The 22339-nt window shown below is 43.8% G+C and carries 18 protein-coding genes; 9 read left to right on the plus strand and 9 right to left on the minus strand.

Going from position 1 to position 22339, the window contains the following annotated elements:
• The first annotated feature begins 68 nt into the window (after window positions 1–68).
• Complete coding sequence (locus tag ABIB39_RS08080; protein WP_354428886.1) at window positions 69–923, plus strand: helix-turn-helix domain-containing protein; 855 nt, start codon at window positions 69–71, stop codon at window positions 921–923.
• Window positions 924–998: 75 nt separating this feature from the next.
• The gene (locus ABIB39_RS08085) at window positions 999–1715 is read left to right on the plus strand and encodes an SIP domain-containing protein (protein WP_354428888.1); all 717 of its coding nucleotides are present in this window, start codon (window positions 999–1001) and stop codon (window positions 1713–1715) included.
• A 4-nt stretch (window positions 1716–1719) separates the two neighbouring features.
• Here ABIB39_RS08085 and ABIB39_RS08090 read toward each other — a convergent pair whose 3' ends face one another.
• Window positions 1720–2184 carry a hypothetical protein gene (locus tag ABIB39_RS08090; protein ID WP_354428890.1) on the minus strand — a complete coding sequence of 155 codons (465 nt, stop codon included), beginning with the start codon at window positions 2182–2184 and terminating at the stop codon, window positions 1720–1722.
• A gap of 85 nt (window positions 2185–2269) precedes the next feature.
• Between ABIB39_RS08090 and ABIB39_RS08095 the strand changes: the two genes are divergently transcribed.
• Both ABIB39_RS08095 and ABIB39_RS08100 read left to right on the plus strand, forming a co-directional pair.
• The gene (locus ABIB39_RS08095; RefSeq protein WP_354428892.1) at window positions 2270–3028 is read left to right on the plus strand and encodes a DUF72 domain-containing protein; all 759 of its coding nucleotides are present in this window, start codon (window positions 2270–2272) and stop codon (window positions 3026–3028) included.
• 87 nt (window positions 3029–3115) lie between these two features.
• Window positions 3116–3808 carry a DUF4890 domain-containing protein gene (locus tag ABIB39_RS08100; RefSeq protein WP_354428894.1) on the plus strand — a complete coding sequence of 231 codons (693 nt, stop codon included), beginning with the start codon at window positions 3116–3118 and terminating at the stop codon, window positions 3806–3808.
• A gap of 149 nt (window positions 3809–3957) precedes the next feature.
• On the opposite strand, the gene ABIB39_RS08105 is transcribed toward ABIB39_RS08100, so the two are convergent.
• From ABIB39_RS08105 to ABIB39_RS08120, 4 genes are all read right to left on the minus strand, one after another.
• On the minus strand, window positions 3958–5418 hold the full coding sequence (locus tag ABIB39_RS08105) for a glycoside hydrolase family 30 protein (RefSeq protein WP_354428896.1): 1461 nt from the start codon (window positions 5416–5418) through the stop codon (window positions 3958–3960).
• Window positions 5419–5489: 71 nt separating this feature from the next.
• On the minus strand, window positions 5490–6332 hold the full coding sequence (locus ABIB39_RS08110; RefSeq protein WP_354428898.1) for a ThuA domain-containing protein: 843 nt from the start codon (window positions 6330–6332) through the stop codon (window positions 5490–5492).
• 121 nt (window positions 6333–6453) lie between these two features.
• The gene (locus tag ABIB39_RS08115; RefSeq protein WP_354428900.1) at window positions 6454–6837 is read right to left on the minus strand and encodes a DUF3037 domain-containing protein; all 384 of its coding nucleotides are present in this window, start codon (window positions 6835–6837) and stop codon (window positions 6454–6456) included.
• Window positions 6815–7609 carry a HipA family kinase gene (locus ABIB39_RS08120; RefSeq protein ID WP_354428901.1) on the minus strand — a complete coding sequence of 265 codons (795 nt, stop codon included), beginning with the start codon at window positions 7607–7609 and terminating at the stop codon, window positions 6815–6817. Before ABIB39_RS08120 ends, ABIB39_RS08115 begins: the two co-directional genes overlap by 23 nt.
• A gap of 169 nt (window positions 7610–7778) precedes the next feature.
• On the opposite strand from ABIB39_RS08120, the gene ABIB39_RS08125 reads away from it, so the two are divergent.
• Window positions 7779–10208, plus strand: a complete 2430-nt coding sequence (locus ABIB39_RS08125) for an AsmA family protein (RefSeq protein ID WP_354428903.1) — start codon at window positions 7779–7781, stop codon at window positions 10206–10208.
• Window positions 10209–10243: 35 nt separating this feature from the next.
• Here ABIB39_RS08125 and ABIB39_RS08130 read toward each other — a convergent pair whose 3' ends face one another.
• Together ABIB39_RS08130 and ABIB39_RS08135 are read right to left on the minus strand one after the other, a co-directional pair.
• Window positions 10244–10696 (minus strand): hypothetical protein, encoded by a 453-nt coding sequence (locus ABIB39_RS08130; RefSeq protein WP_354428905.1) that lies wholly within the window; start codon window positions 10694–10696, stop codon window positions 10244–10246.
• 71 nt (window positions 10697–10767) lie between these two features.
• Window positions 10768–11754: an aldo/keto reductase gene (locus ABIB39_RS08135; RefSeq protein ID WP_354428907.1), complete on the minus strand. Its 987-nt coding sequence runs from the start codon at window positions 11752–11754 to the stop codon at window positions 10768–10770.
• 275 nt (window positions 11755–12029) lie between these two features.
• On the opposite strand from ABIB39_RS08135, the gene ABIB39_RS08140 reads away from it, so the two are divergent.
• The 4 genes from ABIB39_RS08140 (at window position 12030) to ABIB39_RS08155 (ending at window position 17302) form a co-directional block, all read left to right on the plus strand.
• The gene (locus tag ABIB39_RS08140) at window positions 12030–13163 is read left to right on the plus strand and encodes an alpha/beta hydrolase (RefSeq protein ID WP_354428909.1); all 1134 of its coding nucleotides are present in this window, start codon (window positions 12030–12032) and stop codon (window positions 13161–13163) included.
• Window positions 13164–13297: 134 nt separating this feature from the next.
• Window positions 13298–15049, plus strand: a complete 1752-nt coding sequence (locus tag ABIB39_RS08145; protein WP_354428911.1) for a family 43 glycosylhydrolase — start codon at window positions 13298–13300, stop codon at window positions 15047–15049.
• A gap of 746 nt (window positions 15050–15795) precedes the next feature.
• The gene (locus ABIB39_RS08150) at window positions 15796–16290 is read left to right on the plus strand and encodes a hypothetical protein (RefSeq protein WP_354428912.1); all 495 of its coding nucleotides are present in this window, start codon (window positions 15796–15798) and stop codon (window positions 16288–16290) included.
• A gap of 55 nt (window positions 16291–16345) precedes the next feature.
• A complete protein-coding gene (locus tag ABIB39_RS08155; RefSeq protein ID WP_354428914.1) occupies window positions 16346–17302 on the plus strand; it encodes an acetyl-CoA carboxylase carboxyltransferase subunit alpha in 957 nt (318 codons plus the stop codon).
• Window positions 17303–17562: 260 nt separating this feature from the next.
• Here the strand turns inward: ABIB39_RS08155 and ABIB39_RS08160 are convergent, their stop codons facing one another.
• Both ABIB39_RS08160 and ABIB39_RS08165 read right to left on the minus strand, forming a co-directional pair.
• Window positions 17563–18939, minus strand: coding sequence for a serine hydrolase (locus ABIB39_RS08160; RefSeq protein ID WP_354428917.1), 1377 nt, complete (start codon window positions 18937–18939; stop codon window positions 17563–17565).
• 108 nt (window positions 18940–19047) lie between these two features.
• The gene (locus ABIB39_RS08165) at window positions 19048–22188 is read right to left on the minus strand and encodes a protein O-mannosyl-transferase family (RefSeq protein ID WP_354428918.1); all 3141 of its coding nucleotides are present in this window, start codon (window positions 22186–22188) and stop codon (window positions 19048–19050) included.
• Window positions 22189–22339 lie beyond the last annotated feature (151 nt).

The following is a 22339-nucleotide window of genomic DNA, read 5'->3' on the forward strand; positions in this document are numbered from 1 at the left end:
AAGATGTTCGCCAACAGATGGACAATTTTCCCAATCGTATCATTTAATCGTTTACTTTTACACCGTAAATGAGCGATATCCCTGTACATCAGTTAAAAAAGCGCACCAGCATTGGCCTGGAGATCTGGCGGTATAACGTGGGTGATATCCGTTTAGATAAAACCACGTTGGAAGCCCATCGGGATGATCATTACATATTTTTTGTGGTTGAAGCAGGTAACGCTTCTTTGATGATAGATTTTAGCGAAATCACTTTTTTTCCTAATGCGCTTTATTATGTTTTGCCGGGCCAGGTACATCACGGGCTAAAAGAAACGGAGAGGGCCGCGGGTTGGTTTTTGGCGGTAGATACCATGCTGATACCGCCCGATTACCGCAAGGTGTTTGAAGGGCAGCTTGCTTTACAACTGCCTTTTGCGTTAGCTGATATACAAATGCAGCAATGTGTAGAATTGCTGGGCCTCCTGCAACAACGTTTTTTAGGACACGAAAATAATACCTTTAATACATCAATAGTGCTTTCGTTACTACAATCATTTATCGGTATTGCCGCCGGTTGTTATGCCGATAGTAATTGCCACTCCATAAAAGTATCAAGGCCCGTTGCGTTATCGCAGCAGTTTAAAAAGCTATTGGTTGATAATTATGTGACGGTAAAAAGCCCCTCGGCTTATGCGGGCATGCTTAATGTATCCGAAACGTACCTGAACGAGGCGCTCAAAAAGGTAACCGGCTTCTCAGTAAGTTACTGGATCAAGAACGAAGTAATGCTGGAAGGCAAGCGACTGCTTTATTACGGTAGCCAAAATGTGAAGGAGATAGCGCATACTTTGGGATACGAAGATCATGCCTATTTCTCGCGCCTGTTTAAGAAACATGAAGGGGTAACACCACTTTCATTCCGTGCCGAATACCGTAAATAGTCCAATCAATACCGTAGGTATGCTATTGATTTCGGTTGATTTGCAACGTTTCTTTGTATTATTAATTTACATCACATGGAAACATCCACTTTAAGCAAACTAAAAAGAAAGGCCGGTGAACTAATCGAATCGCGTATGTTACAAACAGGTACGGTACTGGAAGTGCGCCCCTGGAACCCATCAACCTTAATAGAAATAGACCTGCATTTGCCTCTTGCCGATATGAGCAACTGGGAGCAGGTGCCTTACATGAAATTCAAGGTAGATGGTTTTACTTTCCGCGATTATACTCCATCCGGCTGGGACGCCGAAACACATACCTGTACCATTTATGTTGATGCCGTGCACAACGGCCCCGGCAGTAAATGGGCACGCGTTTTAAAAAAGGGCGATACCATCAGCTATATGAAAAAGATCGGCTTTACCCATCACCAACCCGATAAAACATCTGCCGTTATTGCACTGGGCGATGAAAGCAGCATGGGGCATTTATTGGCCCTGCAAAAAATGGTATTGCCTAACACCCGCTTTTCGGGCGGTGTAATAATTGGTGAAGAAGGGCACCGCAAACTATTTAACGAATACTTTTGGACACCGATAGAACCCGTTGCCCGCAAAGATGTTTACGGCCACAACAGCCTGATGGAATGGGTATTAAACCAGCATTACAGTTTAGAAAATACCATATTTTACCTGGCCGGCAACAATACAATGGTAGCCCAGCTGCGCAAAATGCTAAAACAGCAGGGCTATCCATCGGCACAAATAAAGGCGCAGGGTTTTTGGTCGTAAGCTATTATTTCTGCTTAACGTAGGTTTCTATTATCTCGTGGTTAATATTAAGGCTGTCTATCTTCTCTATGCCTTTTTGGATCAGCGTATCGCCGCTAAATTTAACGGTAAAATCAAAACTACGGCCTTCCCATTCGCGTGCGTTCAGGTAGGCAAGGTGCTCGGTATATTTGTCGCCTTTAAAGTCGTAAGTGCCGCCGCCGGCGGTGTAAGTGGCGTCTTTGCCCTTGCCTTTGCTTAAATCGTGGCGCATAAAGGCGAAGTGTGTGGCATTCAATACTTTTATCATTTCCTGGTTGGGTACGGGGTAATCTTTAACGGTATCGCCCTTGGTAACGGTAATGGCAGCTACCAACTTCCAGGTGCCTACCATAGCAGATGAAGGTGCTTCGGTAACAGTAGCGGCAGGTTTTGGCGTGCATGCTGCAAGGGCAAGCGCCGAGAAAAGGAAAAGTCCGGTAAGTTTCATGTGAGATATGTTTTGAGGTTTATATTGGTAATAAAACGCTAATATAAGCGCAACAATAGTAAATGCAAGTTTGTTAAGCTATTGTATGCAAAACGCCAGGCAAAATTTCTATTCGGGTATCAGCGGGTTGGTGCTGCCCGTCGCTAATAAATCTTTATACCCACCGGAGTTTCAGGATAAGCCCCGGCTTACCTATTATGGCTCGCTGTTTAACAGTATCGAGATCAATAGCTCCTTTTACAAGCTCCCGCAGGTATCCACCGTAAAAAAATGGACTACTGAAGTACCGGATGACTTCCGGTTTACTTACAAACTTTGGCGCGACGTTACTCACAATAAACAACTGCTTTTTAAACCCGAAGATGTTGACCGCTTTATGCAGGTGATAGATGCCGCGGGCAATAAAAAGGGCAGCCTGCTCATCCAGTTCCCCGGGAGTAATGATGTAGCTAACATCAGGCAGTTAGAAAAATTGCTGGTCAACATTCAGGATACCGGGTTGCAGATTGGGTGGGATATAGCCATCGAATTTCGCAATCGCAGTTGGTATAAAGATGAGGTTTACGAGATGCTGGATGGTTATACTGCGTGCATGGTGATCCAGGATATGCCCAAATCATTAACGCCTATGATTGATATGGCAGCTGATTTTATTTACCTGCGTTTCCACGGACCCAACGGCGGTTATCGCGGCAGCTATGCCGACGATTTTTTATATGAGTATTCTCAATACATTAAAGAGTGGCTTAACGATGGTAAACGGGTTTATGCCTACTTTAATAATACCATGGGCGATGCCATCAATAATTTGATCACGCTGGACAGGTTTGTGGGTGAGGAGTAGAAATGTTTCTGTAATGACAATGTGACGATACACCCGATTAAACCCTGCGCTAATAAATAGTGTCATACCATCAAAATTAATTAAAACATGAAAAAGGCACTATTGATGATAACATTCCTGGCAGGTACCGCTGTATTTGCACAGGCACAAACCCAAACGATTGCAAAATCGCCGGAGCAGAAAGCTAAGCACAGAACAGAAATGCTGAGCAAGAAATTAAACTTGTCTGCGGATCAGTCTAAAAAAGTGGATGCTATTTTTGCTAAAAGCGCTGCCAGTATGGATAGCCTGGAAGCTACCAAAGGTACCGACCGCAAAGCAAACCACGCAAGCCATAAAGCAATTAGCGCCACCACCGATGCAAATTTGAAAACCGTTTTAAATGCAGACCAGCAAGCTAAATATGCGGACCTGAAAGCAAACTTTAAAGGCAGAATGCACGGCAAACGTGGCGATCATAAAAATATAGCGCCCGAGCAAAAAGCACAGCGCATGTCAAAGGTCTTGCAGCAAAAGTTAACGCTGAACCAGGATCAGTACGCTAAAGTAAATACCATTTTACTGAAACGTGCCACACAAATGGACAGCTTAAAAGCTAACCGTTCTACTACCGACCGTAAGTTGAACCACGAAAGCCGCAAAGCGATTTTCATGCAGACTGATGGCGAATTGAAAGCGGTATTTACTGCCGACCAATTAAAAAACTACACTGAGCTTAAAGCACAGTTAAAAGAAAGAATGAAAAACAGAAGAGGCCCTAAAGCCCCAACTGCCGGATAGTTTTTGTGAGTGAGTGATGAGTGATGAGTGATGAGTGAGTGATGAAGCGGGATGTCCAAATGGCGCCCGCTTTTTTATTGCGTAAAAACAAGGATCGTGTATAAAACAAAAGCCCCCGTTTCCGGAGGCTTTTGTTTAGTTGACCTTAATTATTGCACTACCAAAGTAGCTATAGAATGCGGTTCGCTCACGGTTTTGGCGGCTTTGCCTTTTATCCATAAGCTATATTCTATTTTCTCATCAGTGCGGTTCATCACCACTACGGCTATAGAGCCGTTAGGGTTTTGATAAGCCGTGGTTAACAGTTTGTCGCGGCTTGCGGCTGCGGCAATGCGTTTTGCACCCGGTTGGATAAATTTAGAGAAATGACCTATGTAGTAGTACGAGTTGGTATATAACAACTGCCCATTGCGTGTATCGGCATGTACCGGCGCAAAGCAAAAGTTGCCTACATGGTTAGGGCCACCTTTTTCATCTAACAGGATGTTCCAATCGGTCCAGCCTACAGTGCCTGCATTAAAGTCGTTGATCATAGACAGCCCGTAACGTTCGCCAAGGTTCCAGTCATCCAAACGTGCGAAATCGAATTTTTCTACACAACCTTCGGTAAATATCAGGTTCTTATCAGGGAAGGCTGCGTGGGTTAAACGGGTGTTCTCAAAGTTTTGGCCTGCGCCCGTCCAGGTCTCGTACCAGTGAAAGCCGATACCCCAGATGTATTTAGCGGCGGCCTGGTCTTCTAAAATCGTGCTTGCGCGTTGGTAAAGCAAATCGCGGTTATGGTCCCACACGATCAGTTTTTTAGCTTTTAATCCTTGTTTCCAAAGTGTTGGGCCTAAATAATTTTTTACAAAATCGCGTTCTTCTTCGGCGGTGTATTTACAAGATTCCCACGTTTGGGTTGCCATGGGCTCGTTCTGTACCGATAAACCCCAGATAGGGATGCCCAGCTTTTCGTATTCTTTAATGAATTTGATGTAGAAGTTTGCCCAACTTTGCGCAAACTCTGCTTTCAATTTACCGCCGTGTAATACATCATTATTATCCTTCATAAAAGCAGGGGGGCTCCATGGCGATACAAACATGGTAAGTTTACCACCCGCGGCAGCAGTTGCCGCTTTAATAAACGGAATGCGGTATTTTTTATCGTGGCTTACATCAAATGTCGACAGACTTTTATCGCTGTTGCTTACGTAGCTATAGCTGCCGCTGCTAAAATCGCAGCTTTGTATATTGGTACGTGCAAGCGTAAAGCCAATGCCCTTTGTTTTGCTGTAATACGCATCTAAAAGTTCAGCTTGTTTATCTTTGGGCAACTTGTAAAAAGTTTCGGCAACGGCATCTGTTAATGCACCGCCGATACCCAGCATGGTTTGAAATTTCTTTTCCGGGTCAACAAATACCAGGGTTTCTGTTTCGGGCGGTTGTGCTTCGGTTACAAACTTCAACTCACCCGCTGGGGCAAGCCTTTTGGTGGAACCTTTTTCGGTAACGTACATTTTCACCGTTTTGTTGGCTGCTGAGTACGGTGCTTTTTTTACCGTTTTTATCTGGCTAAACGCGCTTGCGGTGAAGCATAAAAGGCCGGCTATTATAAATGCTTTCTTCATTGGGTTATTTGAAAGTTATTGGGTTAAAAATTAATTTGGACAAATCTATTAATATTGGTAAACCGGTAATGCTATTCTGCACTTCCCAGCCAAAGCAAGGTGTTTAAAATAAGCTTATCCTCCGCCGGGTTGCCAAAGGTGTGCGACAGGTCCTTATTGGTTTTATGTTCGTAATCGATATCGTTATGTCCCATATTAAAATAAACCATCTTGTAGTTTTTATTAGCCCACACAACAGGGTAGTAACCGCTATGCCAGATCTCGTTCGGTTTTGGCCCGGTACCTAACGGGAAACTTACCGGATCTATAGATGCTAAAATTTGAATATCGGGATTTTTGGCAAGGTCTTTTTCCCAGCGGTACCATTCGTTTGGCGATGCTTTAAATGTTGCTGCCTGTCCTTTCATAGCGGGATGGTCGTGGCCTTCAACCTTTAGAATGGCTGACGTTGGCCGCCAGGTGTTGCTGCCATACTCGCCCGATCCTAAGAACACGTTATGATACCAGTCCCAATTTTGCGGCACTGCCGATTGGTTAAGCGCAAACGCCGAGAAATGGAAACCCATCCATCCGCCGCCGCCTTTCATGTATTTTTCGAATGCCACGCGTTGCAGCGAATCCTCGGGGCGGGTATCTAAAAAAATTACCACTTTATACGTCGCCAAAAAAGCTGTGTTAAGGTTACCCCAGTTGTTAGTAGAATCGTAAGTGAAATTGTATTTTTTTGCCATTGCCGGGAACCATTTGTTAGCCTCGTGCATAAAGCTGATGTGCGCCTGGTCTTCCTTGCCGGTGTAAAAAGCTATTACCTTAAATTTCGGCGATGCGGCCTTTTTTTGCGCTTGCGCGTTATTTAAAAAGCACAGGCAAATTATGCAAAGTGCATAGATTTTTATCCTGACAGATAGATTCATGAAGCGGCTTAATTGGTTTATGAAAAGCTAATGTAACACATATAGTGTACATTTTACATGCCCCTATAATTTAAACTGCGAAAACGATTGAGAAGGAGCGAAATATAACACAGTCAGCGGTTTACTTCACTAACTGATCATATAACCGGGTAAGCGAGTCATCACCATCCAAACAAAAGCCCGGGTGCACTTTTGAGGTTTGTACAACTGTGCTGCGGGTTGCCGTTAACCACCTAAAGCGCGATGCGGCATCCAGTTCTCCAATTGGGCCGGAACCTTTAGCACCATTAGCTATTCGTTGAAATGAGAGCAGGTTTTCTTCGATCGCTTCAATATCCAAATCTTTTGAAAATGCCTGCAGGCGTTCGCGGTCTACCTGGTACATCATTTTTAGGTATTTCTGTTTGCTGCATAGCAAAACCACCCCTACGTTCAGGAACTCCTCGCGCTCTACCCTGGGTACAACGCGGATAACGGCGTACTCAAATAAGTGTCTGTCTTGCATTTTGCGCTTCGGTTACAAAAATATTTGAGTTGGCTAATCGGGTGTTCAGGAATTGGGCGTAGATCTGGCGCTGCTCATCTTCGGTCTCAAAAGAGCGGTCGGTAAGCCAGGCATCGGGTATCAGGTCCACAACAGATTGTATAAATTCCGGAGTAAGTATCGCTTTAAATTTGGTGTCAATTTCGTCCAGTTCGGACGCTTTGCGCAGCAGCACGTGGTCTTTAATTTGGGTGAAAGGGCGTTTAGCCTGCTCTTCCCACTTCTCCATACTGTGGTGAAAATATAGTGCCGCGCCATGGTCTATCAGCCAAAGCTCGCGGTTAAACATCAGCATATTGGTATTGCGGGCAGTTCGGTCAACATTCATCAGCAGGGCGTCCATCCACACAATTTTAGATGCCATTTCGGTAGTCACAAAGGTAACCGTAGGGTCGAACGTGATGGAGCCCGAAAGGTAATGCAGTGCCAGGTTAAGGCCCACGCTAAACTTCAGCAGGTCCTGGATCTCTTCGTCGGGTTCGGTACGGCCAAAGGCTTCGTCAAGGTTGGCAAACACCAGCTCGGGTACTTTAAAGCCCAGTTTACGGGCAATTTCGGCACCAATTAAATCGGCAATAAGAGCTTTTGGACCCTGGCCGGCACCACGAAATTTTAATACATAAAGGAAACTGTCATCTGCCTCGGCAATAGCCGGTAACGAGCCACCCTCGCGCAATGGCGTAACATAGCGGGTAACGTTAACGGTGCGTAATTGGGGTGCGGTATCAGCCATGGTTGTGTGGGCTAATATAGCGATAATTGGTAAATTGATTTGTGTACGGGTTTTTCTAAATCTCTTGTGGTGAGAGCCGTGAGAGGCTTTATTCCTCTTCGCTATTAACCATTCTGTTACAAAGCAAACAAAACAAGGCATTTAGCTATTTACCTGTAAAACTGTTGATATGCCTAAGTGGTTAAAACTTTCCCTGAAAATATTTGCCGGCCTGGTGCTGCTGGTGGTACTGATACTGGTTGGCGCTACCTTATACATCACCTTTAACAAAGCCAAGGTGCTTAAAATGGTGAATGAGCAGCTTGATAAAAGTGTGGATGGCACCCTGGTTATCGGCGATATGACGCCCAACTTTTTCCGTGGTTTCCCGGCTGTTTCGCTTACGCTGCATAACGTTCTGATTCGCGATAAACAGTTTGACCGCCATAAGCACACGCTGCTAAACGCTAAAGATTTTAATGTGTCCATCAATACCATGGCCCTTTTTAGGGGCGCGATAGATATCAACCATATTGATATCCGAAATGCCGCCATTGACTTGTTTACAGATAGCACGGGATACAGTAATACCGCCGTTTTTAAGAAAGATCATAAACAAGTAAAGGATAACCCGTCAGAAAGTAGTTCATCTACCCAATTAAAAAAGTTTACGCTGAGCAATGTTACATTTACAATTGACGACCGCAAGGCAAACAAGTTATTCAACTTTGGTGTAAATGAACTAAGCGGCAAAATGCAATATCCGGATAGCGGATGGCGCTCTGATTTCCACCTGGATGTACTGGCAAAAAGTATGGCGTTTAATAGCAAGCGCGGCAGCTTTATTAAAAATCAAAAATTAGAAGGCGATTTTGTTGCAGGATATAACGAGAAGACAGGTAAGGTAAATGTATCAGTGCAACCTTTGAATATTGGCGAAACCCCTTTCAAAATCAATGCTGTTTTTTCCACTAAGGATAAGCCCTCAGCAAACTTTGCCATTAATATCGTTGCCGACCAGATCCTATGGCGACGTGCATCAGGCTTACTTGCGCCGAACATCACCATGGTGCTAAATCGCTTCAACATCAGTAAGCCTATGGATGTTACCTGTAACCTAAATGGAAGCTTCGGCGGTAGCGACGGCGGGCCAAAATTGTATGTTACTGCCAAGGTGAGAGACAGCAAGATTACTATCCCGGGGGGCGAACTGGATAATTGCAGTTTTAACGGGATCTTTACCAATAATTACGTAAAAGATAAAGGGTACGGCGATGATAATTCGGCCATCAAGCTTATAGCCATGAAGGGTACCTATAATCATTTGCCATTTAATATCGATACGGGCAGCATTATTAATCTGGTAAAACCTACTGCCACGGGTAATTTCAGATCAAATTTCCCGGCCGCCGATCTTAATTATTTGCTGGATGATAACATTGCCAAATTTGCCAACGGCGAAGCAGATATGAAACTCCATTACACTGCAGATGTAGTTGATTACAAAATAAACAAGCCTATTATTAAAGGGGCGATAGTGTTGCGTAATACAGATATTTCCTATCTGCCGCGTAACCTCAAGCTTAAAAACTCTTCTATATTCTTAAACTTTGTTGGCGACGACCTGATACTTAGCAACATTCGCTTGCAAAGCGGCCGAAGTATTGTAAATATGGATGGCCGGATCAACAACTTCCTTAACTTGTATTACAACTCACCCGAAAAGATCTTGCTCACCTGGCAGATCCGTAGTCCGCAATTATACCTTGGCGAATTTTTAGGTTTTCTGAGCGAGCGTAAACAAGCCCCTACAACTAAAAGCAGGGCAAATAGCGGCAATATTGTAGACCAGCTAAGCAACGTGCTGGAAAAAGGTAAGGCCGAAATGCATATGAAGGTGGCTAAGGTTTACTATAAAAAATTCCTGGCCACGGATGCCACAGCCGATCTGCTGACCACCGATAACGGGATCATTATACAAAATATTGGCGTTAAACATGCCGGTGGTTTTTTAAAGATGAACGGTAAGATGATGCAGGGCAAATCGTTAAATAGCTTTGCGGTGAATACCGTGGTTAGCAACGTAAACATGCGCGAGTTTTTCAACGCGTTCAATAACTTTGGTTTGCAGGATTTTACCGCCGAAAATTTGAAAGGGTTTTTATCGGCCAAAACAAGTATTACCGGGGGGATAACCGATGCGGGTAACCTTGTGCCAAACTCTATTAACGGTAATTTAGACCTGAGCCTGCGCGATGCGGCTTTGATAAACTTTAAGCCATTGGTGAGTGTGGGTAAATTCGCCTTTCCTTTCCGCAATCTAAAAAATATAAGCATCCCCAAAATGGACGGGCACTTTTTGCTTCGTGGCGATATGATCACTATTAAACCGTTGCAAATAAGCAGCAGTGTTTTAAATGTGGATGTGGAAGGCATTTACGGTTTAACCAAAGGGACAGATATAGCACTGGACGTACCGCTAAGAAACCCCGGCAAGGATAGCCTGATAACCGACAAGGCAGAACTTGACAAAAAGCGTTTTAAAGGGATTGTGCTCCATATCCGCGCGCATGAGGAAGGCGGCAAAATGAAGATAGGATGGAATAAAAACCATAAATAAAAATAAAGGCCCCGATTATAATCCGGGCCTTTATACTATAATATCTTTTTACAGGTAGCTACCAATATGCCTTTATCATATAAAAGCAGGTTGCCTTTTTTGTCAACTTTGTAGCTTTCGTCGGGGCGTTCTACACTTACGTAACCATCACCTTCTTTCCTGATCTCGGATGCTGAAGCAGTGATAGGCGGGGTGTCGTTCAATTTCAGATCGGTGCCTTTAAAAGTAATTGCTTGTATAAAAACCTTATGGCCGCTGCTAACTATCTCGTAGGCTATACTTTCGCCATTATCTGTTTTAATGGTTTCATCGTGCCATGCGCCAACTAATTTACCTGTATCAATAGCGGCAGGTACACTTGAAGCCACCGCAGCTTTGGGAATGGTATTAGTTGCAGGTGCTTTATCTTTTTTGGCTGATGTATCGCAAGAGGCGAAGGCTAACATGGCTATAGCAACTATCGCGAAGCGGCTTAAATTTTTGTGCATAAGTGTTTTGTTTGAAAAGGCCGAAGATACTAAATAGCTGTTTAGCGAATCTTCGGCACAATGTCAGTTTATCAATTCTTATCTACAAATTTCAAATTACCCTCGTTGTAACGGTCGCCTGTGTTAGGGAATCTTTTAAGCAGGGCATCTATACTGTTGAGCGTATCAGCATTTAATTCGACATCAACGCTGCCTGCATTTTCTTGTAGATAATTGCGCTTTTTAGTGCCGGGGATTGGGATGATGTTGTCGCCCTGGTTAAGTACCCATGCAATAGCCAGTTGGGCAGGCGTTGCGCCAATGCTTTCGGCTATCCCCGCAAATCCATCTGCCAGTTGGTTGTTATTGTCTGCATGGCCTTGCTGGTAGCGGGGCAGCGTTTTGCGGAAATCGCCTTCTTTAAGCTCACTTACATCAAGTTTGTTAGTCATTAAGCCGCGGGCAAGGGGGCTAAACGGGATGAATGAGATCCCCAATTCTTTAGTAAGCGGTAATATTTCCGTCTCCACGTCACGAGTTAATAACGAGTATTCGCTTTGTAAGGCGGCTATAGGGTGTACGGCATGTGCCCTGCGGATGCTGTTTGCCGATGCTTCGGATAAGCCGAGGTATTTTACTTTGCCTTCCTTCACCAGGTCGGCCATGGCGCCAACGGTTTCTTCGATGGGTATGTTAGGGTCTACCCGATGCGCGTAGTAAAGATCGATAACATCAGTTTGCAAGCGTTTTAAACTTGCTTCAACAGCTTTTTTGATATAAGCCGGAGAGCCGTCAAATCCCGAGAGTTTACCGGTGCCATCCGCAGTAAAACCAAATTTGGTAGCCAGGAAGATCTTATCGCGGTTGGGTTTTAATACCTGCGAGATCAGTTTTTCGTTTTGGCCGCTGCCATAAACATCGGCAGTATCCCAAAAGTTAATGCCCAGTTCAATAGCTTTATTTAGTGTTGCTATAGATTCATCGTCGTCGGGTTCGCCGTAAGCATGGCTCATGCCCATGCAGCCTAACCCAATTGCTGATAGCTGTACATCGGTGGTGCCTAAAGTTCTGTATTTCATAGTATAGTATTGTAAAATGTTTTATGAAGATACGGGTCAAAACGCCTAATGTGACACAAGTTTCCTTTTGATCCCCGTAATATTTCACTATCCTGACAGACTGTACAAAAAGAAGCCATGACCACCAAGCGAAAAATCCGCCCAGATCGAAATTTCCCTCAAATTAAATACTTTACAACTAATCGCTATTTTCATAACTAATAGTAAAGTTTAATCATTTATAGCACAGTTGTTGTACTTGATGGGATGTGAAACTTAACAAATCATCTACTAAAATGAGAATCAGATCAATTACCTATGTAGCACTATTCTGTATGATGGGCACCGCAGCATGTACCGGCAGCGCGTCTAAAAGTGCCGGGGATAGCACCGCTAAAGATACTAACCTGGCACCGGCCGATACTGCTAAACCGGTAACATTAAAACCAAAAGGCCCTGCACCTGCATGGGCACCGGATATAAAACCGGAAATGCAGGCCGTTATCGAAAAATTAGCAAGCTATGGCGATAAGCCTATTCCGCAATTAACCGCGGTTGAGGCCCGTAAAAACAACACTCCTACCGACGCGGTGATGGACCTGATGAAAGAGAACAACATACCAAAGCCTGTATTTAACGTAGATACTATTGGTAAAGAGCTGCCTGTTGAGGGCGGTAACATCCATGTACGCATTTACACCCCAAAAACAGGTAAAGCAGCTTATCCGGTAATTGTGTACTACCACGGTGGCGGTTTTGTAATAGCCAACCTTGATGTATATGATGCATCAGCAAACGTATTGGCTGATAAAACGGATGCCATAGTGGTATCGGTAGCGTACCGCTTAGCACCGGAGCATAAGTTCCCGGTAGCGCATAACGATGCATTTGCCGCTTACAAATGGGTGGTAAATAATGCCGCGTCTATAAAAGGTGATCCAAAAAAGATTGCCGTTGCAGGCGAAAGTGCGGGTGGTAATCTTGCTATCAACACTGCTATTAAAGCCCGCGATAGTAAGATCATGATCCCAACCGCGATTGTTGCGGTGTACCCCATTGCAGGATCAGACATGGCAACACCATCATACACCAAAAATGCCGCTGCCAAACCTTTGGATAAGCCAATGATGATGTGGTTTGTAAAAAACTATCTTAATAATATGGCCGAAGGTAAAGACCCCCGTATTAACTTGATCGCCGCCAACCTTAAAGGCCTGCCGCCAACAACTGTTATTACAGATGAGATAGATCCCTTGCAAAGCGAAGGCATGACTTTAGTTGAGAAATTGAAGGCTGCCGGTGTAACCGTTGATAGTAAAAACTGGGACGGCGTAACGCACGAGTTTTTTGGCATGGGTGCAGTAGTTCCACAAGCCAAAGAAGCAGAAATGTACGCTGTTGACCAACTAAAAAAAGCTTTCGGGATGTAATAGTTCCGACTGGTCTTATAATGAGGACGGCCGCCTGAGAAGGTGGCCGTCCTTTTTTATACTAAACCGGCGGCTGTTTCTTTTATCGCCATAAAAACTGATATTTGATTCGCTAACCAATTACATTACCTGTTATGAAGTTTCGCATTTCATTAGTTGCCCTGATTGTATTCTGTGCTGTATCCGTATCAGCACAAACCAAACGCTTAACCTATTGCAACCCGCTTAATCTTGATTATGGTTATACGCCGTTCGAGACCTTTGCCGCATGGGGCAAGCACCGCGCCACTGCCGATCCAACCGTTACGCTATTTAAAGGCAATTATTACCTGTTTAGTACCAACCAGTTTGGTTACTGGTGGAGCAGCGATATGCTGAACTGGAAGTTTGTGTCGCGCAAGTTTGTGAGGCCCTACAACGAGGTTAAAGGCGATGAACTTTGCGCGCCCGGTACACTGGTTTTGGGCGATACGCTACTGGTTATTGGCTCTACCTATAATAAAGATTTTACCCTGTGGATGAGTACCGACCCAACTCACGATACCTGGAAAGCTGCCAAAGATTACTTTAAAGTTGGCGCGTGGGATCCGGGGCTATTTGCGGATGATGACGGCCGCGTGTATATCTACCATGGAAGCAGCAACACCCTGCCCATGTACGGGCAGGAGATAGACCGTAAAACTTTTGAACCCATTGGCCCAAAAAAGGAAATGATCAAACTGGACTGGAAAGAGCACGGCTGGGAGCGCTTTGGCGAGAATAATGATAACGTATTCCTGACCGGGTTTATGGAAGGCGGCTGGATGAATAAACATAACGGAAAATACTACCTGCAATATGCCTCACCCGGCACCGAAGGGCGTGGCTACGGCGATGGCGTTTACGTGGGCGATAAACCGCTTGGTCCGTTCACTTATCAAAAACATAACCCATTTAGCTACAAGCCCGGCGGCTTTGCTAAAGGGGCGGGGCATGGTGCAACCTGGGCCGATAAATTTGGTAACTATTGGCACATCAGTACCATGGTTATTAACGTAAAAAATAATTTTGAACGCCGCAACGGTTTTTGGCCGGCCGGTTTTGATAAGGATGGCGTGCTGTACACCAATACCGCTTATGGCGATTACCCGCATTACTTAGCCGCAGGCAAGGAAGACCACCTTAAAAGTAATTTTACAGGCTGGATGTTGCTGAACTACAACAAGCCTGTGCAAGTATCGTCAACCCTTGGCGCTTACGTACCTAACCTGGCGGTGGATGAGGATATTAAAACCTACTGGAGCGCCAAAACAGCCAACAAAGGCGAGTGGTTTAAAACGGATCTGGGCGATGTAAGCACCGTTAGGGCTATACAAGTAAACTACGCTGACCAGGATGCTACGTTCATGGGTAAATCGTTAGGGGTGTTTCATCAGTATGTTATCTCTTCATCAATAGATGGTAAAACATGGAAAACGCTGGTAGATAAAAGCAAAAACAAAACCGATGTACCGCACGATTACGTCGAACTGAAAACCCCTGCTAAAGCGCGTTACTTGAAAATAACCAACCTGCACATGCCAACGGGTAAGTTTGCTCTATCAGGATTTAGGGTATTTGGGAAAGCAGGAGGTGCAGCGCCGGATACGGTAAGGAATATGATCGTTCTTCGTGGCGATGCCGAGCGCCGTAACTCGTGGATCCGCTGGCGGCAAACCGACGGGGCCGTGGGTTATACCATCTACTTTGGTACCGAGCCGGATAAACTGTACAGTAACATTATGGTTTACAATATCACCGAGTACTACTTTAACGGCATGGAAAAAGGCCTGCCATATTACTTCCAGATAGAGGCTTTTAACGAGAACGGGATAAGTAAGAGGACTAAGGTAATGAAGGTGGAGTAAGGTTGCTTTCTCCACCGTGTTATTTCGCTGGAAGCGCAGCGGCGAGAAAACTTGTTAGATAAGACAAGTAGGATACGTGCATGGAGTAACAAGATTTCTCCTCGTACCCGTTCAAAATGAGAAGCTAATTTGTAAAAGTTAATTTACTAATAGTTTACCTTACTCCGTAACACAATTTACTGTTTCTATTATGCGGTCTGCGAGGCCGTCTGGAATCAACAGTTTATTTTGTATCGTGTACTTTGAATCCGAACCTAATGTTATCGAAACTATTCTGTTTTTTTTAAAATCATCGATATACTCGGTGATGTTGTTTGATATAAAAGTGACAAACATCGTATCGGAAGTACTATCACCATTGATATGTGATAGCTTAGAGGCTAAAATATCCCTTTTTATACCGTTGCCAAATTCAAAAAGAACATGGAGGCTATCGGAAGCAAATAATTGTTTAGGTTTTGACAACAGCGTTATATAATTCACTGTTTAATTATCACCTTGTTAAATGAAGTTTAAGTTAGACGAATTCGCGCTAAACATTTGAACAATCCCGATCTTATTTATTTTACCTGTTATACTATTTTTTATTTCAACACAGTTTTTTTGGGCTTTTAAAGTAAAGGGAAGAAGGATAGATAGAAGGAATAGTTGTATTTTCATCTGAAGTATAAATGTATTAATATTTTGAAATTATATAACACTAGCTTTAGATTAAAAAAATTGCGTCTTATAATCAAACTAATACTATGTATAAACTATTATCTGCCGTTGCTTTCGTGTTTGTTTTTAGTTTAGCGGCATTTGCCCAAACACCGGACAGCACCCTCAAACCATCGCCAGTAAAAACCTTTAGCGAGGTGCAATACAACGCTTTAATTAAAGGAGATGACCTTTACGAAATGAATAAGGTGGCCGAAATGAACAATTACCCGTCGGCAGATAAGGCTTTGAAGTTTAAGAAAGAGATAGATCTAAGTCCGTCGCAAGCGGCAGCGTTAGCCAAAATAAGTACCGAGTTAAAGCGCAAGAAGATAGAAATGGGCAACTTTATTGTAACTAACGAAACCAAGCTTGACGCGCTGTTCCGCGCCAAAAAGATAAACGAAAGCGACCTCATCTACTATACAAACCGCTATGGCTTATACCAGGGCGAACTTCGTAATGCCATTTTAAATGCGGCTGTAAAAACGTATTATTTACTGTCGCCACAGCAGTTAAATAAATTGCGTACATTCAAGTAAGGATATTAAACAATATGCCGATGGATTTATTTAATTTAGCGGCCAATAAAATTGTATGAAGATTACATTTGATTTTGAAAAACCACTTGCCGAATTGCAAGGCCAGATAGAAAAAGTTAAGCAGGTTGAAGAAAAAAACAAGCTCGACATGTCTGCCACCGTTGCCGAGTTAGAGGCCAAGATGGAAAACACCAAGAAAGAGATTTATGCCAACCTTACCGGATGGCAAAAAGTACAGATATCCCGCCACCCCGAGCGCCCTTATACTTTACAATACCTTGAGCTGATGTGCGATGATTTCATCGAAATGCATGGCGACCGTACTGTGGGTGATGATAAAGCGATAATAGGTGGTTTTGGGACGTTAAATGGCCAAACGGTGATGTTTATTGGTCACCAAAAAGGGCGTAACACCAAGGAACGCCAATACCGTAATTTTGGTATGGCCAACCCCGAAGGTTACCGCAAAGCTTTAAGGCTGATGAAAATAGCCGAGAAGTTTGGCAAGCCTGTTGTTACTTTAATAGATACCCCCGGAGCATTTCCGGGCCTTGAGGCTGAAGAGCGGGGACAGGGCGAGGCTATTGCCCGTAATCTGCTGGAAATGTCGGTATTGAAAGTGCCTATAATTTGCGTGGTAATTGGCGAAGGTGCATCCGGTGGTGCATTGGGTATTGGTATTGGCGATAAAGTGATGATGTTGGATAACTCGTGGTATTCGGTTATCTCGCCTGAGAACTGTTCTACCATCCTGTTCAAAACCTGGGAGCATAAAGAACGCGCTGCCGAAATGCTGAAACTAACATCGACAGAAATGTTGAAGAACAAGCTAATTGATGGTGTTATTAAAGAACCACTTGGTGGAGCACACCAGGACCCGGTTACTATGGCTGCCACATTAAAAAAGCAATTAATTAAAGACCTTAAAACCTTAACCGAACGTAACGTCGACGAACTGGTTACCGAGCGTATCGACAAATTCTGCAGCATGGGTGTTGTAGAAGAGGATTAAGTTTTAGATAAAGACAAAACGAAAAAGCGGCTGCATGGCCGCTTTTTTCGTTTTGTACCGCTTACTGTCCCGTTTTTTATGCTACTATGTAAATTAAAAAACGTAAATTGTTGGTAATCAGTTTTTTGCGATTTCTGGTGCGTGAGACAGTGTCAAGTGTCGTTTATTTAATGATTTGTAAATTAAGGCTTTAACTAAATTTGAGGGCGTTCCACTTTTAAAAAAATGGGACAGAGTGGTACACCGTGAGACAGGCCTAATTATTTCTTCTCTAACTCGGCAATTACAGCCTTTGCCGCTTCGTTTTTAGGGTCGAGTTGAAGTGATTTTTTATAGTTTATCAGGGCCTTTGCTTTATCGCCTTTGGCATAATACGCTTCGCCCAGGCTGTCAAATAAATTGCCCGATGTTGGGAACAGGGTAGTGTTATATTCAAAAACTATCAGTGCATCTTCCATGCGGTTCTTATTCTTAAAATAGTAGCCTATCTCATTTAACGACGACTCGTTTTCAAAACCATAATCGGCAGCGTATTTTTTTTTCAGGTTATTATAAAAGCTGATGATCTGTGCGCCTTTGAGGCTATCCAACTGCGGCCCAAAAGCCACCAATACCGATTTTTTAAGCTGTTGAAAAGGCTTGCCATCTAAAATAGCTTGGATAGCTCTGTTTATATCGTATAAATTATTCTGCTTGTTATTGGTCATCAGGATAACCGTGCGGCCCTGTGATGTGTTAGCTGTTAGCAAGGCCTGATAATTTAAGCTCGTGCCATCGTGCTCATGGGTCAGTATCTTGCGGCCTGCCATACTGCCACCACCTAAACCGCATTGTTTGTTAGGCGCAAAAGGGGTAATGATCTCTTTTGTCGACTCCGGGTTTATCAGTTTAAAACCCTCCAAAGCCAACTCCCATTTATAAAAGTCGTCCAGCGTAACAGCTGTCCAACCGGTAATTGGGTAGATTAGGGATGACTGTTGCAGCTTATTGTTATATGATTTGGCCATTAGCGTTGTACTATCGTCAGGGTCGATCAAAGCATTGGTCATGTTTAGGGGTTTTAGCATTTTTTGCTCTACAAACTCAGTGAAAGTTAAGCCGGTTATCTTTTCAATTATGCGGCGCTGTAAAAATGTGTTGCTGTTATTGTAGGCATATTGCGTCCCTGGTTCAAAATCAAGTTTATCAAGTTTTTGCAGGCCGGCCCAGATGTCTGCATCATTTTTTATGGTTTTCCATTTAAGGTCGGGCAGGCCGCTGGTATATTGCAGCAGGTTTTTAATGCTGATCTGTTTTGCCCACGCCGGTAAATTGGGGAAGTATTCAGATACCTTATTATCAATGCTTAATTTACCCTGCTCTTTAAGCATCATTATACCTACTGCATTAAACTCTTTAGCTATGGAGCCAATGTGAAACCGGTATTGTGTTGTTAGCGCAGTTGTTTGCGATGCATCGGTAAAGCCTATCGCTCCTTTGTAAATTATCTTCCCCTTATCTGCCACTAAAATATTCCCCTTAAACAAGCCCGGGCGATTGGTGCGGTGCAGCATAGAATCTATAACAGCCGCCTTGTTTTGGGCTGATGAAATATTGCTGAGGATGAGTAAAGAGAGCAGGAGGTAGGCGTGTTTCATATTCTTAAGTTGTACTACTAAGACGATGCTAAGGTTGATATGTTACTCGTTTTAAACAAGAAAAGCGGCTAATTGCCGCTTTCTTGTTATCTATAAAATTAAGTATCCTTACTGTGGTTGTGGTGCCTGCATACCGCCAAATTTGGTGCCGTAGTCTTTCAACTGGGCGCTTATTTTGGCGCTAAGGGCATCCTGCTTGTAGCTTTTGGTTAGGTTAACCATCCCGTTCAATAACGAAAGATACAGCTGTACATCGCGGCTGTTTAGGCTGCCATCGCTTTTTTGATAAAGTATGTAGCTGTAGTTCAGTTGGTCAACTATGTAATTATCAATTTGTGTAGCAAGCTTGATGCCTAAAGTAGCATCACCCATACGGAACAAGCTTTCGGCCATGTAATATTTACGTACGGCCAATTCAGATGATATGATTACCGATGGCATTACATCATCATATTTCTTTAAAGCGTTTTTAGCCAGGTCCTGGTGGCCTTCTTTTAAAAGGTTATCGGCAAGGGTAGCGTACAAGCGGGTTATCAAAGGGTAAAACAGGTTTAGCGATTCGTGATCTAAATACTTTGCATTTTTGAAATTGCCATATTTGTACTTCTTGATCATGTTATCGTACATTTTCAGGGTGTTGCTATTCTCTTGTGCCGCAGCGGTTGTATCCGGTTTATACGGCATCAAGCGGTAACTTAAACCTTCGCTGTACAGGTATTTGTCAAGCCCAAGCATATTGTCGCTTGGCACGGTAGATGCAAAGTACACCGGGCGTTTCCAGTTGTTATGCGCCAGGATATCCATCATAGCCAGGTTATCCTTAGTTACATATTTACCGGGATACGTCCAGTCCATTTCTGGTACTATCTTGTCTTTTTTATCGGCAGGCACCGTTCCGTATTTAACTACATCATCGGCATTAACCGTCAATTTAAAGTTTTTGCTTGGCAGGTAGTTAGCGCTTTCGCCGCTTTGATACTGCACCATGTTGTCCTTACTGTCTGACGTAATAAAGTCGAACACTTCTTTCAACTCCACATTGCCTGCAAGTTTCGCGTCGTTATAATAAATAACATCGCGCACACCGGCTTCAAACTTTTTGTTATCCATGGTGATAGGCAGCGGTGCCGAGTTGTTCATTTTGCCCTTCATCTGGCGGATATACCAGTCTGTACCCAATAAACTTAAATTTACGATACGTACATCCGGGCGAACGTTCTCAACCTCCTGGATATACCAAAGCGGGTAAGTATCGTTATCGGCATAGGTAAACAGGATGGCATTTGGCGCACACGAGTTTAGGTAATCGTAAGCAATATCATGCGGGGTAAGCTTGGTAGAGCGGTCATGGTCGTCCCATTCCTGGTTGGCCATAAGCGCAGGCGCGGCAAGCAAACATATTACGGTAGCGGCAATAGCGCTGGTTTTAGGATTGATCTTTTTGCTCAGCAAGTCGGCAATGAACAAGACGCCAAGGCCTATCCAGATAGCGAACGCATAGAACGAGCCTGCATAAGCATAATCACGCTCACGTGGCTGTAATGGGTCTTGGTTTAGGTAAAGCACAATGGCTAAACCCGTAAAAAAGAACAGGATCACTACCACCCCCGCATCGCGCTGGTTGCGTTGAAAGTGGAATACCATCCCCAATAAACCTATTATAAGCGGTAGGAAATATAGCCTGTTGTATGATTTGCTTAGCGTGACGGTACTTGGCAGGTCTTTATTGCTAAAGCCGCTTAACCAGCTGCCATCTGCACCCTGCGCGGTTTGCCCGTCCATTTCGTTTGCCCGTCCTACAAAGTTCCACAAAAAATAGCGGGTATACATCTGCGTAACCTGCCAGCTGGTAAAAAAGCCAATATTGGTGCCCATGGTTGGGTGTTCCTCGGCGCCAAGGTTGCTCCACATCCTGTAAAACTCAGCGTGATTTGGCTTTTGGCTAAACATACGCGGGAACAGGGTGTTCCTGTCGTAAATGGTATTCAGCTTTTTACCTGCAATCTCGTATTGTTTTTCGCCACGGCGATATATCTTGGCACCCTCGGTCTGGTCGGTAACCTGCGAATCAAAATACTCGCCATACATTAAAGGCGTATCGCCGTACTGGTCGCGGTTTAAATAACTGTTAACGGCAAACGGGTCTTGCGGGTCGCTATTGTTCAGGTTGGTACCCGCTTTAGCACGAATAACGATCATCACGAACGAGCTATAACCGAACAATATGAACGCTGCACATATCAAAACGCGGTTTAATGCAACACGTTTTTCACGTACTTTTAAAACATATTCTAATAGAGCTAAAATAGCGGCAGCGCCAATCAAGCCAACAATGCCTGCGCTAATGGTAAGTAAGGCAACAAAGCAAAGTACTGCAATGCCTAAAAAAGTTGTAGATGGTTTTATGGTGTAATAGATCCCCGATGCCAGGGTGCCTATAACCAATATGAAGAACACGATAGCGCCACTGCCGAAGCCCATGCCCAGGGTGTTTACAAAAAGCAGATCAGAAAAGGCCGCGCCTTTAACCGTGAACTGTATAACCCCCCAAAGTATTAAGGCAACCGTAATGACACCTAATACAAACGACCAGATGGTACCGCCGGTTGTAACTTGTTTTGCCCTGCGGAAGTAAATAACCAATGCAATGGCAGGTATAACCAGTAAGTTTAATAAGTGGATACCGATGGATAGGCCCATTACATAGGCGATGAAAATGATCCATTTATCAGCATGGGCTTCATCTGTATGGTTTTCCCATTTCAATATGGCCCAAAAAACGATGGCGGTACAAAGGGATGATTGCGCGTAAACCTCGCTCTCAACAGCCGAGAACCAGAATGTGTCTGACCAGGTATAAGCTAACGAACCCACTAAACCTGCACCTATAATTTGGATGATATTGGTTTGGGTGATCTCCTGACCGGCCTTAACAACCAACTTTTTAGCAAGCGCGGTTATCGTCCAAAAAAGGAACAATATGGTTGCGCCGCTGGCAAGTGCTGATGCCATGTTGGTGAAGTAAGCCACTTTCATGTTATCACCAAAAGATAATAACGAAAACACCTTACCTATCATGGTAAATAACGGCGCACCGGGTTGGTGAGCTACCTGCAGTCGGTAAATACAAGCTATAAATTCGCCGCAATCCCAAAAACTGGTAGATGGTTCGAGCGTTAAAATGTAGGTGATGGATGCAATAATGCCGGCTGCCCAGCCAAAAATATTGTTGATCTTATTGTATTTCATGCTGTTTATTACAAGCTAAATCAGGTTTAAGCAGCCGAAAATAAGAAAAACATTACGATGTTTATGTTAAAAGCGGTAAACCTTAACACTTTTTAACGCATGGTTTGGCTGCTGAAATAATTTCAAAACTTTTTTAAATTTTGCTTTTGAG

The sequence above is a fragment of the Mucilaginibacter sp. UYP27 genome, from assembly GCF_040547175.1.
Lineage (GTDB): Bacteria > Bacteroidota > Bacteroidia > Sphingobacteriales > Sphingobacteriaceae > Mucilaginibacter.

Excerpts from the sequence above, each read along its gene's own strand:
- ABIB39_RS08135 (WP_354428907.1), bottom strand. The coding sequence starts at position 11,754 with ATGAAATACAGAACTTTAGGCACCACCGATGTACAGCTATCAGCAATT.
- ABIB39_RS08105 (WP_354428896.1), bottom strand. The coding sequence starts at position 5,418 with ATGAAGAAAGCATTTATAATAGCCGGCCTTTTATGCTTCACCGCAAGC.
- ABIB39_RS08155 (WP_354428914.1), top strand. The coding sequence starts at position 16,346 with ATGAAGATTACATTTGATTTTGAAAAACCACTTGCCGAATTGCAAGGC.
- ABIB39_RS08160 (WP_354428917.1), bottom strand. The coding sequence starts at position 18,939 with ATGAAACACGCCTACCTCCTGCTCTCTTTACTCATCCTCAGCAATATT.
- ABIB39_RS08110 (WP_354428898.1), bottom strand. The coding sequence starts at position 6,332 with ATGAATCTATCTGTCAGGATAAAAATCTATGCACTTTGCATAATTTGC.
- ABIB39_RS08150 (WP_354428912.1), top strand. The coding sequence starts at position 15,796 with ATGTATAAACTATTATCTGCCGTTGCTTTCGTGTTTGTTTTTAGTTTA.
- ABIB39_RS08145 (WP_354428911.1), top strand. The coding sequence starts at position 13,298 with ATGAAGTTTCGCATTTCATTAGTTGCCCTGATTGTATTCTGTGCTGTA.
- ABIB39_RS08080 (WP_354428886.1), top strand. The coding sequence starts at position 69 with ATGAGCGATATCCCTGTACATCAGTTAAAAAAGCGCACCAGCATTGGC.
- ABIB39_RS08085 (WP_354428888.1), top strand. The coding sequence starts at position 999 with ATGGAAACATCCACTTTAAGCAAACTAAAAAGAAAGGCCGGTGAACTA.
- ABIB39_RS08120 (WP_354428901.1), bottom strand. The coding sequence starts at position 7,609 with ATGGCTGATACCGCACCCCAATTACGCACCGTTAACGTTACCCGCTAT.
- ABIB39_RS08140 (WP_354428909.1), top strand. The coding sequence starts at position 12,030 with ATGAGAATCAGATCAATTACCTATGTAGCACTATTCTGTATGATGGGC.
- ABIB39_RS08165 (WP_354428918.1), bottom strand. The coding sequence starts at position 22,188 with ATGAAATACAATAAGATCAACAATATTTTTGGCTGGGCAGCCGGCATT.
- ABIB39_RS08100 (WP_354428894.1), top strand. The coding sequence starts at position 3,116 with ATGAAAAAGGCACTATTGATGATAACATTCCTGGCAGGTACCGCTGTA.
- ABIB39_RS08115 (WP_354428900.1), bottom strand. The coding sequence starts at position 6,837 with ATGCAAGACAGACACTTATTTGAGTACGCCGTTATCCGCGTTGTACCC.
- ABIB39_RS08125 (WP_354428903.1), top strand. The coding sequence starts at position 7,779 with ATGCCTAAGTGGTTAAAACTTTCCCTGAAAATATTTGCCGGCCTGGTG.
- ABIB39_RS08090 (WP_354428890.1), bottom strand. The coding sequence starts at position 2,184 with ATGAAACTTACCGGACTTTTCCTTTTCTCGGCGCTTGCCCTTGCAGCA.
- ABIB39_RS08095 (WP_354428892.1), top strand. The coding sequence starts at position 2,270 with ATGCAAAACGCCAGGCAAAATTTCTATTCGGGTATCAGCGGGTTGGTG.
- ABIB39_RS08130 (WP_354428905.1), bottom strand. The coding sequence starts at position 10,696 with ATGCACAAAAATTTAAGCCGCTTCGCGATAGTTGCTATAGCCATGTTA.